This is a genomic window from Bilophila sp. T19-St14 (genome assembly GCF_059728385.1).
Window position 1 is genome coordinate 552,940 of sequence record NZ_BAAGFT010000002.1, and the last position, 17,487, is coordinate 570,426.

Below are 17,487 nucleotides of genomic sequence, written 5' to 3' on the forward strand. Positions count from 1 at the left end.
AGCGCCCCCACTTTGAAAAAGTGAAAACGCTCCCTCATGTTCCGTACTAAAAGAGATCGTCAGTCCAATCTAGGCCGTGCCGTCAATTAAATATAATTTATTGAAATTATTTAACTGTTTTTTTAATTTCAAAATACTATTTTAATAATTTCAAATAGTTATATGTTAAATGACGACACGGCCCAGCCGTCAATATCCGAACCAAAAACTTCCAGCCCAATGATACGGGGAAATACGGCGGCGCGTCTTCCCAATGCCTTTCTGGGGGAAGGGAACGGCCTACATGAACCGAAGGCAAAGGCCCTACCGCAGGATATGGTTGTTTCATCTCCAAGGTATGGTGAAAATACGGCCTTTTTCTCCAGCTTCCCATTGGTGGACGGCTGGGGCATGTTATCGGCTATCCCTTCGGAACTTCACGAAAGCGCCAACCATTCCCTATGGCGCAGACAAGGCAAAAAGAAAGGGCGTCCCCGAGGGCTCGCAAACGCGGGGACGCCCTGCCCGGCGTCCGGGGGGTCGGACGCCGAACGCTTATGCCTGCCCGGACGAACCGAGTACGGCGCAAATCTTATGACGAACCATCTCGCGCACGGCTTCGCGGCCCGCAGCCAGATAGGCGCGGGGATCGAAGGTTTCCGGGTGCTCCGTAAGGAGGGTTCGGATGGCGGCGGTGACGGCCAGCCGCAGATCCGTATCAATGTTGATCTTGCAGATGGCGGAAGCGGCGGCGCGGCGAAGCAGATCTTCAGGCACGCCGGAAGCCCCCGCGACGTTCCCGCCGTGCGCGTTGACGGCGGCCACGGCCTCCTGCGGCACGCTCGACGCGCCGTGCAGCACCAGCGGCACGCCCGGCAGACGGGCGGCAATGGCGTCAAGGCGCTCGAAATCAAGCCGCGCCTCCCCCGAAAACTTGCAGGGGCCGTGGCTCGTCCCGATGGCAACGGCAAGCGAATCGCATCCGGTACGGGCTACAAATGTTTCGGCCTCTTCGGGATCGGTATAAACGGATTCGCGGGACGAAACGGCTTCCTCGACCCCGGCGAGCCGTCCGAGCTCGGCTTCAACCCAGACCCCCCTGTCGTGGGCGTACTCCACGACGCGGCGGGTGACGGCCACATTCTCCTCAAAAGGCAGGTGTGAACCGTCGATCATGACCGAAGTGAACCCGTCGTCGATGCAGGCCTTGCAGATGTCGAAACCGGCCCCATGATCCAGATGCAGCACAAAAGGCACATCGGTTTCTTCCGAAGCGGCTTCGGCCATCTTACGGAGATAGCCCCGCCCGGCGTACTGGCGCGCCCCGTTGGAGACTTGCAGGATCACCGGGGAACGCTCGTCCCCGGCGGCCTGCAAAATGCCCTGCACGGTTTCCATATTGTTGATGTTGAACGCGCCTACGGCGAAACCGCCTGCAAGGGCTTTCGCAAACATGTCACGAGGTCCGGTAAGAGGCATCTGACCTATCCTTTGTTCAAAAGGTTCCGCATCGCTTCAAAAAACATGCGCCGCTCCATGCCAAACGGGGCCCAGGCCCCGCCCGGAGGCACCATAATCCCGCAGGGCAACAGGCCATACTGCAAAACCGTAGCCCGGCGGGTATTCCCCCGAAGGCGTTGCACTCAAAAAAACGTTCAGAAAAGAGGCCGCATGTTTCCGAAACGCCGCGATACGTTACAGCCAAAACTGGCAACAGCCTTTACAGAAAAGCCTGACGGACATACTCGGCGTCGCGCCTGAGCGCATACAGGGGATCCGGGCCGAAAACCGGCTCCATATAACGGTTTTCGAGGAACAGCGCCCCATCATACCCTTCCCGTTTCAACGCCGCGAGCAATTCTCCCACGCGGCAAGACCCTTCACCGAGAGGCCTGACGCCGGGTTCGCCGTACATGCCGTCCTTGAGATGCACGCCGCAGCACGCGGCGAGGAGTTCCGGCAAGGCCTCAAACACGTCTTCCCGCCCACGCAGGACAAAATGGGAGAGGTCGAGGCAGGAACAAAGGTTATCGTAGCCGACGATATTCAAAAGGGATTTCATCGCCGTGGCGTCAAGCAGGTTCTCCGTGGCGACGGCAACCCCACGGTGTTTAGCCAGTGCGCAGGCCAGCCGCAGGCAACGGGCCGTTTCACGCAGATCGTCCTTGCTGCGGATAGCCGAAGCCTTGAAGCTCGGCAGCACGATCTGCGGAATCCCCATATCGGCGGCACAGTCCACGGCGGCGGCAATGGCCTTTTCCGCCGCCGCCCGCCGCCCGCTTCCGGGCTCGGCGGTCATGCCGTGCTCCAAGACATCCAGCACAGCCACGGCGGAAAGCCGGATGCCGTACAGCCCCGCCTCTTCCTTCCATTGCCGCCGCACATCCGGCGACGACAGCGGAAAACCCTCCCCGGCTGGCCCAAGAGCAAGCTGGAGGGCATCAATCCCCGTTTCCTTCAGGGCCTTGCAGCATGACGGAGATTGCAGCAGAGGATGCACCCAATTACAGACACCAAGCAATACGGACATATACATTCCTTTCAAAAATCTTGGGAAGGGGCAAAGGCCGGGAAAGGGGAAAGCCTCCTCAGGAGAGGTTCCCCCCTCCACAGCCAATTGCCTCTAACCCCTTCCCATAACGACGCGGATGTAATCCTTTACGGAGTCCTCAATGGACCATTCGGGCGCGTAACCCAGCTCCTTTCGGATAGCGGAATCGTCGAACGAGCACGCATACGGCGAGGTGTTCGCGCTGTGTTCCGCATAGGTGACTTTGGTTTCCGGGCAAAGGCGGTTGGTCAGTTCCGCGACTTCCCGAAGCGTGTGGACGCTGCCGCAGACGGTATAGAAACGCTGCGCGGGCTTTTCGGCGTTCCAGACCAGCAGCATGGCCTTGATTGTGTCATGAATGTAGATCCAGTCGCCCCGCTCGTCCGGGTTGTCGACGTGTACTTCGCCGCCTCTGGCGATGGAGTCCACAAGCCCCGTCGTATACTGCGTGGTCAGGCCGTTGGTGCGGTTGGGGCCCCAGACCCATGTGGGGCGGATGCCCCGGCTGTCGATGCCGTGATTGTCGGCATACCAGCGCAGCAGGTGTTCCCCGGCCAGCTTGGTCTGCCCGTAAATGGTGGCGGGCTCCTTGGGCGCGTCTTCCGGCACGGGCTCAACGGAAGCCGGGCTGTACAGGGAGATGGAGCTCATGAAGAAGAACCGCTTCACCCCGCAGGCCACCGCCGCATCAAGCAGCACCTGCGTGGAACGGAAGTTGACCTGAAACGCCAGCGGCGGATTCCGTTCGCACACGCCCGCCATGAGCGCGCCGAGATGGAAGATCCCCTCGATGCCGTTGGCCGCCACCGCCCTGTACAGGTCGAGATCCGAAGCGCTGTCGCCCTGCACGTAGGTGATCGAACCCATGATGTCCTGCAACAGATGAGGAACCGGCACACGGTCGAAAACGACGACCTCGTCGCCCTGCCGCAGCAGGGCGCGGACAAGATGGGAACCGATGAAGCCCGCGCCGCCCGTTACGAGAATACGCATGAAACCTCCCCTGGGATGTCCCCACGGCTAAAAGAAGCGAGGGTGCTGCCACTGAACGGTTTTTGCCTTAGGCCCTGTCATAGAATGTGGTTGTTCCATCCCCACAGCATGGTGAAAGGAGAGCTTTTTCTCTCATTTCCCCGTCGATGGCTTTATGGTTGGGGGATTTTATTGGTTATTCCCTTAGGCCGTGTCGCCATTTGAAATATAACCATTTGAAATTATTAAAAATAATTAAATACTTCCAATGAATTACATCTAATTGACGACACGATCTAGAATTGAGAGGAATAACATCAACCATTTCCTATGGCACAGCCTTGCCTTATGCCCCATGCAAAGGGAATGTGCTTTTGGGGAAGAACCATTTGGAAGCCGGCACCCTCAAAAAAGCATTCGGGATACGTCCGAGCACAGCCGCCCGAAACGCGCCGCGTGCCCGGAAAACACGGACGGCACGTTCCGCGGCGTGCCCGCCCTGCGGAACCGCCCGCAGGCCCTATGCCTTCCAGTTTTTCGCCACGGCCTTCCATGCTACGGCGTGATCCTTCGCGCCGTAGCCCTGAACCGAAACCATCCGGTGCACATAATCCACCGCCGCGCCCAGAATGAGCGGCGCGCCGTACTCCTTTGCCATGTCGAGGCACAACCTGTTGTCCTTGATGAGCATGTCCACGGTAAAGGTGGGCTCGTCATACCGCCCCTCGGCGATGCGGGCACCGATTTCCTTGTAGGCGTTGCTGAGCACGCGGGCGTTGGCGGCGACCGCCACGTCGATGAGCGTCTTCTGGGACAGCCCCATGTGCTCGGCGAGCGCCATAGTCTCGGCGGCGCAGGCGTTGATCGCGCCGAGCATCATATTATTGAGCAGCTTCAGCTTGTTGCCGTGCCCAAGCGGGCCGATGTGGAACAGTTTTTCTTCCGATCCGCTGAGCACGAGGAGCACATCCCTGATCTTGGCGAGGGCCTCATCCGAGCCGCCGAGCGCAAAAGCCCAACTTCCAACCCCGGACGGGCTGCCCATGACCGGGGCGTCCACAAAATCAATGCCTTTGGGGGCCAGCGCCTCGCCCATACGGATGTTCACGCCCGGATCGACCGTGCTCATGTTGACGACCACGGTGCCCTCAGGGGCCCCGGACGCGATCCCGCCCTCGCCGAGCACGACCTTTTCCGTATCGGCGGGGCCGGGGACGAACATCAGGATGACCCCAGCCTTGCCCGCCAGTTCCGCCGGAGAACCGCACATGCTCACCCCGGCCTCGGAAGCGCGCTTGACGGCGGGTGGATACGGATCGTACCCGGCTACGGAGGCCCCGCTTTCCATCAATTTTTTCGCGCAATTGCTTCCCATAACCCCCAGTCCGACAATGCCTACGGTATCCATATGCAATCCTTGCTTGAGTCCGAAAAAAGGTATGACTTCAGCCCCCCGCCGAACGGGCGGGGAAACGGTGAAACCAATGAAACGGGATGGTTCCGGCGGAACGCCGGGGGCGGCTACTTTCTGGCGACGGCCTTGCGGGCCGCCTTGGCGATGTCCGCAGCGGTGATGCCGAACACGCCCATCAGATAGGGCGCCTTGCCCACCTGACCGAAATGATCCTTGACGCCGACGCGTTCCAGCGGCGTGGGCCGCTGTTCCGCCAGCACTTCCGCAACGGCGCTGCCGAGGCCGCCGATGACGCTGTGGTTTTCCGCCGTAACCAGCGCGCCGGTTTCGGAGGCCGCCTTGATGACGGCTTCGGCGTCGATGGGCTTGACGGTGTGGATGTTGAGCACGCGGGCGGATACGCCTTCCTGAGCCAGCGTTTCGGCGGCCTGCAAAGCGTTGGCGACGCAGACGCCGGACGCGATCAGGGTCACGTCGGAACCCTCGCGCAGGAGATCGGCCTTACCGAGATCAAACTCGTAGCCATCGTCAAAGACGTTTTCGGCCTGACGGCGGAAAAGCCGGATGTACACCGGGCCCTTGTGCTCGACGATGGCGGGCAGGGCCTTGCGGAGCTGCACCGAGTCCGTGGGCTCGAACACGGTCATGCCCGGCAGGGTGCGCATGATGCCCATGTCTTCAAGCGCCATGTGCGTACCGCCGTTGAGTTCCGCGCCGACGCCCGGATCGGAACCCACGATTTTGACGTTCAGTCCGGCGTAGCAAACCGAGATGGCGATCTGATCGAAGCAGCGGCGGGAGGCGAACGTGGCGAAAGAATGCACGAAGGGGATCTTGCCGCAGGCGGACAGCCCGGCGGCCACGCCGACCATATTGGCCTCGGCGATGCCCACGTTGAAGGAGCGGTCGGGGTAGGCCGCCTTGAACGGCTTCATGCCGTGCGCGCCGGTCAGATCCGCCTCGACGTCCACGATGCGGGGATCCTCCTTGGCAAGCGCGATCATCGTATCGCAATAGACCTTACGCATTTCCTGAGATTCAAGCATGACGGCATTCCTCGTTCCTTATTGGAGTTCCTGCAAAGCGGCGGCGACGTCTTCGGGCGACAGGGGCATGTTGTGCGAACTGAGCTTGCCTTCCGCGACCGAAAGCCCTTTGCCCTTGACCGTGGCCATGATGATGGCGGTGGGGCGCTTCTTGATGGTGCGGGCATGGGTCAGCGCGGCTTCGAGCTCCGAGAAGTTGTGCCCGTCGATGCACAGGGTCGCCCAGCCGAACGCCTCCCAGCGCTTGTCGAGCGGGCGCACGGCGTTGATCGCGTCGGTATAGCCGTCGATCTGCATCCCGTTGTCGTCCACCAGCACGACAAGGTTGTCGAGCTCCTGGCTCCCGGCATACATGGCCGCTTCCCAGATCTGCCCTTCCTGCTGCTCTCCGTCGCCGACGATGCAGTAGACGCGGTAATCCTTGCGCTCCATACGCGCCGCCAGCGCCATGCCCACCGCCGCCGAAAGCCCCTGCCCAAGCGAGCCCGCGGTCATGTCGATGCCCGTGGTCAGCTTCATGTCGCAATGGCTCGGCAGCCTCGTGCCGGGCTGGTTCAGGGTGAGGAGGACTTCCTTATCAAAATACCCCTTCATGGCCAGCAGGGTATACAGCGCGGGTCCGGCATGGCCCTTGGAGAGCACGATGCGGTCACGGTCGGGCCAGCCCGGCTCTTCGGGGCGCACGCGCATTTCTTCATAATAAAGGTAGACCAGCGCTTCGATGAGGGACAGGGAGCCGCCCACATGCCCGACGCCGATCTGGCCGATCATTTTGGTGAGCAACTGCCTCGCTTCCTTGCTCAGCTCGGTGAGCTGCCGCAATTTCCGCTCGTTCATGGTTCAGCCTCGACTTCCTTACAGATGTTGTTCCGGTTCGGGGGACGTGCCCATCACGTCCCCCTGCCCGGTCGTTTCCAAAACCGACTGCCACAGGTCGGAACGCACGCTCATGGTGCGGCGCTTGCGCGTTACCAGCTCCAGCGGCAGATGGACGAACTTGTCCATAATGTTGGCTACGACCATGCCCGTCTTCCCGCTCATGGCCGCGTGCACGGCATGTTGGCCCAAAAAGCCGCAGTACAGCCTGTCGTTGGCGTTGGCGGGGACGGACCGGATCATGTAGCTCGGATCGATATATTTGAGATAGTAAGGTATCTTTTTGGCTGAAAAGTATTCGGCGATCTTCCCGCGCAGGAACCCGGTGATGTCGCCGAGGGCCTTGTTGCCCGAAGCGTCGCAGCGGGTTTCGTGCTCGGAAAGCAGATCCTGCCCCGCCCCTTCCGCCACGGCGAGCACGGCGTGAGAGTGCTCGGCAAGGCATTTTTCCAGAGCCGGGAACAAGCCCCGTTCCCCGTAAAGGCTAAAGGGGACTTCAGGGACAAGCACAAAATTGACCTCACGCATGGAAAGGGAGGCGTTGGCGGCGATGAAGCCCGACTCGCGCCCCATCAGCTTGACGATGCCGATGCCGTTGAAGACGCTGGCGGCCTCGATGTGGGCGCAGCGGATGGCGTCGGCGGCCTTGTCCACCGCCGTTTCAAAGCCGAAGGAATGGGGAATGAAATTGATGTCGTTGTCGATGGTTTTCGGAATCCCGACAATGGAGATGTGCTTGCCGCGCCGGGCGACCTCCTGCTGGATGGACGCCGCAGCCTTCATCGTCCCGTCGCCGCCGATGATGAACAGCGCGCTGATGTTCAGGCGCTCAAGGGCGGTGGCGATTTCGGATGAAGACTGCGGCCCTCTGGACGTGCCGAGGATAGTCCCGCCGAACTCGTGGATGCCTTCCACGCTGTGCGGCGTCAGTTCACGCACATCATACTGATAGGAAGGGATGAACCCCTGCAGCCCGTAACGGATGCCCAGGACTGACGGGACGTGGTAGGCGTTGTACGCCGTCATCACGATGGCCCTGATGACGTCGTTGATGCCCGGGCACAGCCCGCCGCAGGTCACGATGGCGCACTTCGTCTTGCTCGGATCGAAGTAGATCCGGTTGCGGGGCCCCGCCAGCTCAAAGGACATGGGGCACGGCGCGGCGCCTTCTTCCAGCAGTTCCTCATCCACGTTGAAGACAACGCGCCGCTCGCCGCCCGTCGCCATGTTGGACGACAACGGGGAGTCGATTTCCGGCGTTCCGAGGCATTGGATGCGGATCTCTTGAGCCGAGACGGGCGCAGCTTCACAGGTGTCCATGCGGGTTCCTTCCTTTTATTTTTCTTTGACCCTGCCGCAGGTCCTGCGCACGATAAGTTCCGTGTCGAGCAGGTACTGCACTTTGAGCGGGGTTTGCGACTCTATGGCCGAAATCATGATATTCGCCGCCATCTGGCCCATTTCGTAGCAGGGCGTCTTGATGCTCGTCAGCGGCGGGTTGAAGTAGGCGGCGATGTCGATGTCGTCAAAGCCGCAAACGGAAATGTCCTCCGGGACGCTCAGCCCCGCTTCGGTGATGGCGCGCATGGCACCGATGGCCAGATAGTCGTTCACGCACAGCACCGCCGTCGGGGGATCCTGCAATTTCAAAAACGCCCGCATGGACTCCTTGCCGAGCAGGTAGGAAGGCGGCTGCGAGCGGATGAGTTCCGGGTCAAAGGGGATGCCGTTGTCGGCAAGCACCTTCTTGTAGCCTTCCATACGGTCGATGGTGCGGCGCGCGCAGGTCATGGGGCCGACCAGAAAACCGATGCGCTTATGTCCGAGATCAATGAGGTATTTGACGCTCGTATAGATGGATCGCGCGTTGTCGATGCCGATATAGTTCACGCTTTCGTCCGGCACTTCCCACAGGATGATGCAGGGGATGCCCGCCGCCTCCAGCGTTTTCATGTAATCCACATTGCTCATGTCCAGCCCGACGAGGATGAGCCCGCCGATGCGCTGCTCGTGGAAGCGCCGCATGGCGAGGCGCTCCTCCTCCGGCGAGAACTGCGACAGGGCCACCTTGCACGAGTAGTTCCGCTCCGAGCACGTTTTCTGGATCGCCATCAGGTTCACGCCGAACGCCGCATACGTCGGCGAAGGCAGGAGGATGCCGATGGTGTCCGAGCGCCTCTTGGAAAGGGAGCCCGCCGTCGCGTTGTAGACGTAGTTGAGCGCTTCCGCGGCGGCCCTGACCTTGCTGACCGTTTCCGCGGGCGTTTTGTCCGGCTCGCGGAGGGCGCGGGATACGGTCGAAAGCGAGACGTTCGCCTTGATGGCGACGTCCTTTATGGTCGCCCGGGTGTTATTGAAACCGTTTTCATTCATTTTATTGTTTTTTTTCAATGTATTATCCATTTATTTTGTACTTCAATAAGTACGTTTTCAATCTAGCCGCCCATAAAACCGCTGTCAAGCCTCTTTGCAACGTTTTTTTTGCGTTCACCCCCCTTGGTTCCGAAAAAAGCCGGTTTTTGCAGCTTCCGCCACCCCATGCAGCGGAAAAGAATGTGCCCAAAGTAAAAACAAATTATATGTGTAGATGTTAGATAAACATCTACATTTCAAGCACCCACCCGGCGGCAGGCCGCCATGAAGACGCAAACCTCTTCACAGAGTTGCGGGGAGTGTCTGAAAGGGCAAAAACTATCTTTTTTAATAGGCTGTATTTTATAAAAAATATGTATCTTACGCCGCTGAGGATACAAAAAAAAGCATCCCATCTCTTGACAAGATATTTTTTTGACGCATAGAATGAAAACGTATTCATTCTAATATAAATTATAACATATAATATATTGAATATTCATATTTTTTTGCAAAAGAACGGATTCAAAATCCATTCATAAGCCTCATAAACATAAGGAAATCCACCTATTAGGCCTCATGCCCGCGGCCTTGGAGCATGTACGGCATCCCGAAAGGCCGCAGGCCTAACCAGATAACCCCAAGGAGAAGGGCGTTATGCAACTGTCCAACACATGGAAGGCAACGGTAGGATTGATGATCGGGGCGATCTTGTGCCTGCCCGCGCAAGCGGCGGCCGAAAAGAAAATCATCATGCGCTACAGCCACAGTTCGGCGGCCATGGTGGAGGAGCCGCATCACACGGCGGCTCTGGACTTCAAGAAATACGTTGAAGAGAAAACCAAGGGCAGGGTGGAAGTGCAGATCTACCCCGCCAGCCAGCTCGGCGGCGAGGAACGCGCCTTTCAGGACGTGCAGCAGGGCGTCATCCAGATAGCATCCCTGGCTTCCAATAATGCCGCCGTGTTCGCCCCTTCCCTCTATGTCATCGATCTCCCCTATCTGTTCAGGACCAACCAGGAAGGCTGGGACATTCTCGACAAGTATTGGGACGAGCTCAACGCCAAGGCCATCAAGGAAAGCGGCAACCGCATCATCGGCTGGCTCGACCTCGGCTACCGCCACGTCTGCAACAGCAAGCATCCCATCCGCACCATCGAAGACCTCAAGGGCCTCAAAATCCGCGTGCCCAACAACCCGGTCATGATCAACACGTTCCGCGCATGGGGCTGTGAGCCGACCCCCCTCGCGTGGGACGAAACATTCAACGCCCTCCAGCAGAAGGTCGTCGACGGCCAGGAAAACTCCTACGTGGTCTTTGCGTCCAACAAGTTTGAAGAAGTGCAGAAGTACATGACCGAGCTGCGCTACAAGCTCCAGATCATCGTCATGGTCGTCAACGACGCATGGCTCAAGAAGCAGCCCGCCGATGTCCAGCAGGCCATCCTCGAAGGCGGACGCCTCGCCACCAAGCACAACCGCGAAATGATCATCGCCATGGAAAACCGCCTGAAGCCCGCCATGAAGAAGGCCGGCGTCGAAATCCTCGACAAGCCCGAAGACGAAAACATTTGGGAAGAAAAGGCGATGGCCCTGTGGCCCGATCTCTACCCCAAAATCGGCAACCTCGATCTCCTCGACAAGATGATGGCGGACATGAACCGCAAGCGCCCGTAGCAGTAAAATCATGAAAACGTTTTTTACCATTGATTAAGGTCGATTATCTTTATTTCTACGTTCTTTTGATTCGACATGCAAGTGAAAAGGCACGCCTTTTCATGAATGCGGAGTGCGCATTCTTTGGAAAAGCGCGACTATGGCAATGGATTTCAGACTGTTCACCCACAAACGAGGAGGTCTTCATGAACATCCGGCAAAGCTTCAACCGGGCCCTTTTAGGGGCGGTTTGCGGAGCGCTGCTTCTGGTTTCCCCTGCCAGTGCGGCCGAGAAAAAAATCGTCATGCGCTACAGCCACAGCTCCAGCGCGATGGTCAAGGAACCGCATCACGCGGCGGCCCTCGACTTCAAGAACTATGTGGAAAAGGCCACCAACGGGAAGGTGGACGTCCAGATTTACCCCGGCAGCCAGCTTGGCGGCGAGGAGCGGAGTTTTCAGGACATCCAGCAGGGGGTCATTCAGATCGCGTCCCTCGCGGTCAACAACGTGACGGTGTTCAGCCCCTCAATGGGCGTGTTCGATTTGCCGTACATGTTCACCAACTATGAAGATTGCTACAAGCTCATCGACCAGAACTGGGACGAGATCAACAAGCGCATGATCGACGAGAGCGGCAACATGGCCGTGGGCTGGCTCGTGCAGGGCTTCCGCGTGCTGAGCAACAGCAAGCACCCCATCCGTACGGTTGAAGACCTCAAGGGCCTCAAGATCCGCGTGCCCAACAACCCGATCATGATCGCCACCTTCCGCGCGTGGGGCGGCGAGCCCGCGCCCATGGCGTGGGACGAGACGTTCAACGCCCTCCAGCAGAAGGTCGTCGACGGCCAGGAAAACCCCTACCCCGTGTTCGCTTCCAACAAGTTCGAGGAAGTGCAGAAGTACATCACCGAAATCCACTACAAGGTGTGGATCGGCCCCATCGTGGTGAACGCCGCGTGGCTCAAGAGGCAGCCTGAGGACGTCCAGAAGGCCATCCTTGAAGGCGGCCGCCTTGCCACCGAAAACAACCGCAAGATGATTGCCGAAATGGAAACCGAACTCGTCAAGGCGCTCAAGGATAAGGGCGTCGAAATCCTCGACAAGCCGGAAGACGAATCCGTATGGCAGGAAAAGGCCATGAACGTATGGCCGCAGTTCTATGACAAGATCGGCGATATTTCCTTGCTCGACACCATGATGAAGTCCCTCGGACGTACTCGTCCGCAATAACGCCTGCCGAGCCCGGAGGGGAATCCTCCCTCCGGGCCGCTAACCTCAACCGGCGAGGAGTGAGCCATGCGCGAGCAGTTGGCGTCCATTTGGAGAGATCTTGAAGAGTATATCTGTTGTACGCTGCTCGGCGTCATCATGACGCTTCTCATGATGCAGGTGTGCTATAGATACTTCGGCGGCAAGTCCATTGCCTGGTCTGAAGAGGTCAGCCGCTTCCTGTTCCTGTATCTTGTCTATTTCGCGGCGAGCCTCGCCGCCTCAAAGAACCTGCATATCCGCGTGACCGCGCAGCTCAAGCTCCTGCCGAAGCTTGGCCAGATGCTCCTGCTCCTTGCGACGGACATCATCTGGCTGATCTTCTGCATCATCGTGGTGGACGTCGGGACGGACTTCATCATCAGCATGAGCGACCGCCCGATGGTTTCCGGGGCGCTGATGCTTGACATGCGCTACGTCTACGCGGCGGTGCCCATCGCCTTCACCTTGCAGGCCGTCCGCCTCGTCGAGCGTTGGTGGCGTATCTTTACCAAACGTGATCCCTTAGTCGTCCCCAGCGAGGAGGTGTTCTGATGTCCCTTGAAATCCTCATCTGGGTTGCTCTGGCTGTCCTGCTCATCATGGGCACGCCCATTTTCGTCTCCCTCGGCATGGCCTCCATCACTGTGCTGCTTCTGAGCGACATCCCGCTTTCGCTCGTCATGATCGACCTTATCAAGGTTTCGGACATGTTCCCCCTGCTGGCGGTGGTGGGCTTCGTCTTCGCCGGGGCGCTCATGGAGCGCGGCGGCATGGCGGCCCAGATTGTTGAGGTCGCTTCCATGCTCGTCGGGCATATACGCGGCGGGCTCGGCATCGTGACCATCCTCGGCTGCATGTTCTTCGCCTCCATGATCGGTTCCGGCCCCGGTACCGTAGCCGCCATGGGCAGCATCATGATCCCCTCCATGATCAAGCGCGGCTACTCGCCCGAATACGCCGCCGGCGTTTCGGCCACCGGCGGCACGCTCGGCATCCTCATCCCGCCGAGCAACCCCATGCTCGTCTACGGCATCATCGCCAACGTCTCGATCTCCGCGCTGTTCACCGCCGGATTCGTACCCGGCGCGCTGGTCGGCACCTGCCTCATGCTCACGGCCTATATGATCGCACGCCGCCACGGTTACAGGGGAACGATGCATTCCTACACGATGGCCGAATTCGGACGCGCGCTCCTGAAGAACATCTGGTCTCTCATGGCTCCCGTGGTCATCCTCGGCGGCATTTACGCGGGCATATGCACGCCCGTGGAAGCCTCGGTCGTCGCGGTGTGGTACGCCCTTTTCGTCGGCTTCTTCATCACCAAGAAGCTTTCCCTGAAGGAAGTGTTCAACGCCATGAAGCTGGCGAACATCTCCACCGGGACGATCCTCATCGTCGTAGGCGTGTCCACCATTTTCGGGCGGTTCCTGACCATGTACCAGATCCCGCAGCAGCTCGCCGCCCAGATGATGCTGTACACCACCAACCCCATCCTGATCCTGCTGCTCATCGCCGCACTGCTGTTCTTCCTCGGCATGTTCATGGAGACCCTCGCCACCATCGTCGTGCTCGCGCCGGTCTTCCTGCCGATCATCAAGTCCGTGGGCATCGACCCCGTATTCTTTGGGGTATTCTGGGTCGTTACCAACGAGATCGCCCTGTTGACCCCGCCGCTCGGCGTCAACCTGTTCATCGCCATGAACCTGTCCAACCTTCCGTTGGAACGGGTGGCAAAGGGGGCCATCCCTTATATTTTCTTGCTTATTCTTGTTGTTTTCTTCCTTATCCTCTTCCCCGACGTCGTAACGTTCCTCCCGAAGGCGCTCGGCATGTATTGATGGGGCATTTTCCCAGACTTCGGCGAGGGGCCCTGCCCCTCGAACCCCGGCAGAGGCGCTGCCTCTGCACTCCGCAAGGGAGCAGCGCTCCCTTGACCCGGCATAAGCGTTTCCTCTCGCGGCAATGCCGCGAGAGGAAACGCCCCAGGCCCAACGAGTTCTCTTTTTGGTGGGAATCAGGGACGGTAACAGCGTGGGTAACGGTAAGGACGGCAACCCATCCATGATGGATGGCGTCGATCCCGATCTTATCGTAGGCAATTCCACTCTGGAATTACCCAGCCCCAAAAACAAAAATCTCCTCTCCACCTGCCGGGGGCTTCCTCCTCCCCCACTCCCCAAGCGGCGGCCGTTCCCCCCAAGGATAGCCGCCGCTCCCTTTCCGCAACGCCGCCTTCCTGAAAAACAATCCTTATTAACAATCCTTATTGAGGGTAAGATTGAAACGAAAGGCCATGTCGCAATAAACGATTGATGCTTTCTTAAAATTCCAAAGCAATTGATGCTTTCTTAGACCGGCAAAATGCTTCCTCCACAAAGCCACGAGATAAAAAGTGGCTGTGTCCTAGTCGTCAATATAGATATAATATATTGAAACCATTTAACTATTTTTCAAGCCAAATCATAAAAATATTTTAATAATTTCAAATAATTACATTAAAATAGCAACACAACCTAATTATTCTTTTGGAATTTCAAGAAGTAAAGCATCAGCCCTTTTCTATGGTACGGCCTTCAATAAATGAAGATCGTTATCACATCATATAGGGGCAGACTCCGGCACATGAATTGCGTTATACTGCATAGTAAGCGGGTGTCTTGACGGCAACGCCGCCAAGACAGCCGCGCCGCCGGGTCAAGGGGCGGCTCGCCCCTTGCGGGGTTCCGAGGGGCAGGGCCCCTCGGCGGGGCCCGTAGGCCCCGCAAAATCGCCTGCCTCGCCTCCCCACATTCCCCCACATGGGCGTCAAAAAATGTCACTCAACAAAAGCCTATAACGACAGGAGGCTTCATGAAACAGCTCAAGCTGGATGCCGATTCCTCCCACACAGGAAAACTTGAGGGCATGAACGCGCCGTGGAGCCGCCTGCTCCATCTCGCAACGCGCTACACCTACCCGAAACGCTACCCTCTCGTACTGGCGGGCGACGCCATGTTCGATTTCTACTACCTCGCCAAGGGCCGCCTCCGAATCATGCACGGCACGGAGAACGGACGCGAACGGGCTATGGTCTATGTCGGCAGCGGGAACGTGTTCAACGAGGCTACGGCGCTGGCAGGGTTCGACGATCCCGACTGCCGCTTCTACTGTATGGAAGACGTGGAACTGTACCGCTTCCCCGGCACGCTACTCCATGATCCCCGCTTCGTCGCCGAATACCCGGAACTCATCATCAACCTGATGGTCTCCATGAGCACCAAGGTGCTCGTGATGCACGCCAACCTCTCCGAAACGGGCGGCGGCACGGCGGTAAAACAGGTCAGCCTCTTTTTGTGCGGACTTTCACGCCTGCACGGGGACAAGCTCGACTTCAACCCTCAGATGACGCAGGAAGAATTGGCGATTTTCCTTGGGATACACAGGGCTACGCTCGTCAGGGCACTGCGGTCGCTGCGCGAATGCGGCGCACTCCTCCAGCTCACCAAGAACCGCCTCCGCATCGGAGACCTTGCGCTCCTGCAAAAAATAGCCGGGGAATAAGCCCGGAATCCATACAGAAAAACCATATAATCCACACTATTTCGTCCTGTTTCCTCTTTTTTTCCGCTTTTTTTCACAAATGGCGCATCTGCGCCATTTTCTTGAGAGCGGCTGTGTGAAGGTTCGCACAATGGGAAGTGAGCCGGAGGGCGGATGCGCGCCCGCCCGTCCCCTCACCCTTCACATAGCCGTTCCCTGTGACGCGGGGAACGCCAAGGAGACAGGACGTGATCAACGTTATCGATCAAGACAAATGCATCGGATGCGGAACCTGCTTCAAGTCGTGCAGCCTCGACGTCTTCCGCCTCGACACCGACCAGCGCAAGGTTTCGCCCTGCATGGCGGCGTGCCCGGCAGGTACCGACATTCGCGGCTACAATGCCCTCGTACAGCAGGGCAAGCTTGAAGAAGCCGCCAAGAAACTCCGCCAGACCAACCCCTTTCCCGGCATCACGGGGCGCATCTGCTTCCACCCCTGCGAAAAGGAATGCGCGCGCAATGCCGTGGACGGCGCGGTGAACATCAACGCCGTCGAGCAGTTCCTCGGCGATCTCGGTTTGCCCGAAGAACAGCCCGCCATCCGGCATACCGCCAAGGTTGCCGTGGTGGGTTCCGGCCCCGCCGGGCTTTCCTGTGCCTGTTTTATGGCCCGTATGGGCTATCCCGTCACCGTTTTCGAGGCCGCACCGCACCCCGGCGGCATGCTCCGCTACGGCATCCCGGCCTACCGCCTGCCCGACGCCGTGGTCGAGGCGCATGTGGCCCGGCTTGAAGCCCTCGGCGTCAGCTTCCGCTGCAACACCCGCATCGGCAAGGGAGGCGACCTGACCCTCGGCGACTTGCGCCGCCGCGGTTACAAGGCTTTCCTCCTTGCCCCCGGAACCAGCCTCAGCCGCAAACTCGCCATTGAAGGCGCCGAATTGCCCGGCGTGCTGTGGGGCGTGGAGTTCCTCCGCGCCGTGCGCAGCGATCACGCCCCGGCATTTTCGGGCCACGTCGTGGTCGTGGGCGGCGGCGACGTCGCCGTTGACGCGGCCATTTCCGCCAAGCGCCTCGGCGCGGCTTCCGTGAGCATGGTTTCCCTTGAATCGGAAAGCGAACTGCCCGCCTATCCGCACAACATCGCCGACGCCCGCGAAGAAGGCATTGATTTCCAGTGCGGCTGGGGCCCGGTGCGCGTCGAAGGCACGGGCGCCGTTTCCGGCCTCACCGTCAAAGCCTGCCTTTCCGTCAAGGACGCTTCCGGCGCGTTCCGCCCGTCCTTTGACGAAACGCAGACCCGCACCATCCCCGCCGATGCCGTGATCTTCGCCATCGGGCAGGCCGCCGATCTCGATCCCTTTGCGGAGGACGTGGCCATCACGCCCCGCCGCACCATCGAAACCGCCGCCGTCACCTTTGAAACCTCCCGCCCCGACGTATTCGCGGCGGGCGACGCGTCCAGCGGCCCGGCCTCGGCCATCCAAGCCATCGCCGGAGGCCGCGAGGCGGCCTACTCGATGGACCGTTACCTGCGCGGAGGCCAGATCCTCGCCAACCGCGCCGCCGTCCGCGAAACCGTGGACAAGGACAGGCTCCCCGGCGAAGGGGTGCTCCTCTCCCCGCGCAACGAGCGCGCCGTGACCGACGCCCCCGGCTTTGAAGAACGGCGGCAGGGGCTGGATCTCCACGCCGTGCTGGCGGAAGGCATGCGCTGCATGACCTGCGGGGCCAAGGCCCGCATCGCCTACAACGACGACTGCATGACCTGCTTCACCTGCGAGCTCCGCTGCCCGGCGGAAGCCATCAACGTGCATCCTTTCAAGGAACCGCTCCCGCGTACCCTTGAAATCCATTGCGAGGACTAGC

General features: G+C 59.4%; 15 protein-coding genes. 7 read left to right on the forward strand and 8 right to left on the reverse strand.

Annotated elements, in window-relative coordinates:
- Nucleotides 1–534: 534 nt before the first annotated feature.
- The 8 genes from fba to AC6I1V_RS16915 form a co-directional block, all read right to left on the reverse strand.
- The gene (fba, locus tag AC6I1V_RS16880) at nucleotides 535–1,458 is read right to left on the reverse strand and encodes a class II fructose-1,6-bisphosphate aldolase (RefSeq protein WP_486853486.1); all 924 of its coding nucleotides are present in this window, start codon (nucleotides 1,456–1,458) and stop codon (nucleotides 535–537) included.
- A 241-nt stretch (nucleotides 1,459–1,699) separates the two neighbouring features.
- Entirely contained in the window at nucleotides 1,700–2,509 is an 810-nt protein-coding gene (locus tag AC6I1V_RS16885; protein WP_486853485.1) for a sugar phosphate isomerase/epimerase family protein, read from the reverse strand.
- 93 nt (nucleotides 2,510–2,602) lie between these two features.
- Complete coding sequence (locus AC6I1V_RS16890; RefSeq protein ID WP_302552957.1) at nucleotides 2,603–3,523, reverse strand: NAD-dependent epimerase/dehydratase family protein; 921 nt, start codon at nucleotides 3,521–3,523, stop codon at nucleotides 2,603–2,605.
- A gap of 499 nt (nucleotides 3,524–4,022) precedes the next feature.
- Nucleotides 4,023–4,910 (reverse strand): NAD(P)-dependent oxidoreductase, encoded by an 888-nt coding sequence (locus tag AC6I1V_RS16895; RefSeq protein WP_302552958.1) that lies wholly within the window; start codon nucleotides 4,908–4,910, stop codon nucleotides 4,023–4,025.
- Nucleotides 4,911–5,023: 113 nt separating this feature from the next.
- On the reverse strand, nucleotides 5,024–5,962 hold the full coding sequence (locus AC6I1V_RS16900; RefSeq protein ID WP_486853484.1) for a transketolase family protein: 939 nt from the start codon (nucleotides 5,960–5,962) through the stop codon (nucleotides 5,024–5,026).
- Nucleotides 5,963–5,980: 18 nt separating this feature from the next.
- Nucleotides 5,981–6,799: a transketolase gene (locus AC6I1V_RS16905; protein ID WP_337431387.1), complete on the reverse strand. Its 819-nt coding sequence runs from the start codon at nucleotides 6,797–6,799 to the stop codon at nucleotides 5,981–5,983.
- 18 nt (nucleotides 6,800–6,817) lie between these two features.
- Nucleotides 6,818–8,158, reverse strand: coding sequence for an ATP-dependent 6-phosphofructokinase (locus AC6I1V_RS16910; protein WP_337431386.1), 1,341 nt, complete (start codon nucleotides 8,156–8,158; stop codon nucleotides 6,818–6,820).
- A gap of 15 nt (nucleotides 8,159–8,173) precedes the next feature.
- On the reverse strand, nucleotides 8,174–9,211 hold the full coding sequence (locus tag AC6I1V_RS16915; RefSeq protein ID WP_302552962.1) for a LacI family DNA-binding transcriptional regulator: 1,038 nt from the start codon (nucleotides 9,209–9,211) through the stop codon (nucleotides 8,174–8,176).
- A gap of 636 nt (nucleotides 9,212–9,847) precedes the next feature.
- On the opposite strand from AC6I1V_RS16915, the gene AC6I1V_RS16920 reads away from it, so the two are divergent.
- From AC6I1V_RS16920 to AC6I1V_RS16950, 7 genes are all read left to right on the forward strand, one after another.
- Nucleotides 9,848–10,867 (forward strand): TRAP transporter substrate-binding protein, encoded by a 1,020-nt coding sequence (locus AC6I1V_RS16920; protein WP_302552963.1) that lies wholly within the window; start codon nucleotides 9,848–9,850, stop codon nucleotides 10,865–10,867.
- A 185-nt stretch (nucleotides 10,868–11,052) separates the two neighbouring features.
- Nucleotides 11,053–12,078 (forward strand): TRAP transporter substrate-binding protein, encoded by a 1,026-nt coding sequence (locus tag AC6I1V_RS16925; protein ID WP_486853483.1) that lies wholly within the window; start codon nucleotides 11,053–11,055, stop codon nucleotides 12,076–12,078.
- Nucleotides 12,079–12,144: 66 nt separating this feature from the next.
- Complete coding sequence (locus AC6I1V_RS16930) at nucleotides 12,145–12,651, forward strand: TRAP transporter small permease (protein WP_302552965.1); 507 nt, start codon at nucleotides 12,145–12,147, stop codon at nucleotides 12,649–12,651.
- Nucleotides 12,651–13,937: a TRAP transporter large permease gene (locus AC6I1V_RS16935; protein WP_337431840.1), complete on the forward strand. Its 1,287-nt coding sequence runs from the start codon at nucleotides 12,651–12,653 to the stop codon at nucleotides 13,935–13,937. The genes AC6I1V_RS16930 and AC6I1V_RS16935 overlap by 1 nt, the downstream gene beginning before the upstream one ends.
- Nucleotides 13,938–14,061: 124 nt before the next feature.
- Nucleotides 14,062–14,412 carry a hypothetical protein gene (locus tag AC6I1V_RS16940; protein WP_486853482.1) on the forward strand — a complete coding sequence of 117 codons (351 nt, stop codon included), beginning with the start codon at nucleotides 14,062–14,064 and terminating at the stop codon, nucleotides 14,410–14,412.
- Between the two features lie 537 nt (nucleotides 14,413–14,949).
- Nucleotides 14,950–15,639, forward strand: coding sequence for a Crp/Fnr family transcriptional regulator (locus tag AC6I1V_RS16945; protein ID WP_337432076.1), 690 nt, complete (start codon nucleotides 14,950–14,952; stop codon nucleotides 15,637–15,639).
- Nucleotides 15,640–15,866: 227 nt separating this feature from the next.
- A complete protein-coding gene (locus AC6I1V_RS16950; RefSeq protein WP_486853481.1) occupies nucleotides 15,867–17,486 on the forward strand; it encodes an FAD-dependent oxidoreductase in 1,620 nt (539 codons plus the stop codon).
- Nucleotide 17,487 lies beyond the last annotated feature (1 nt).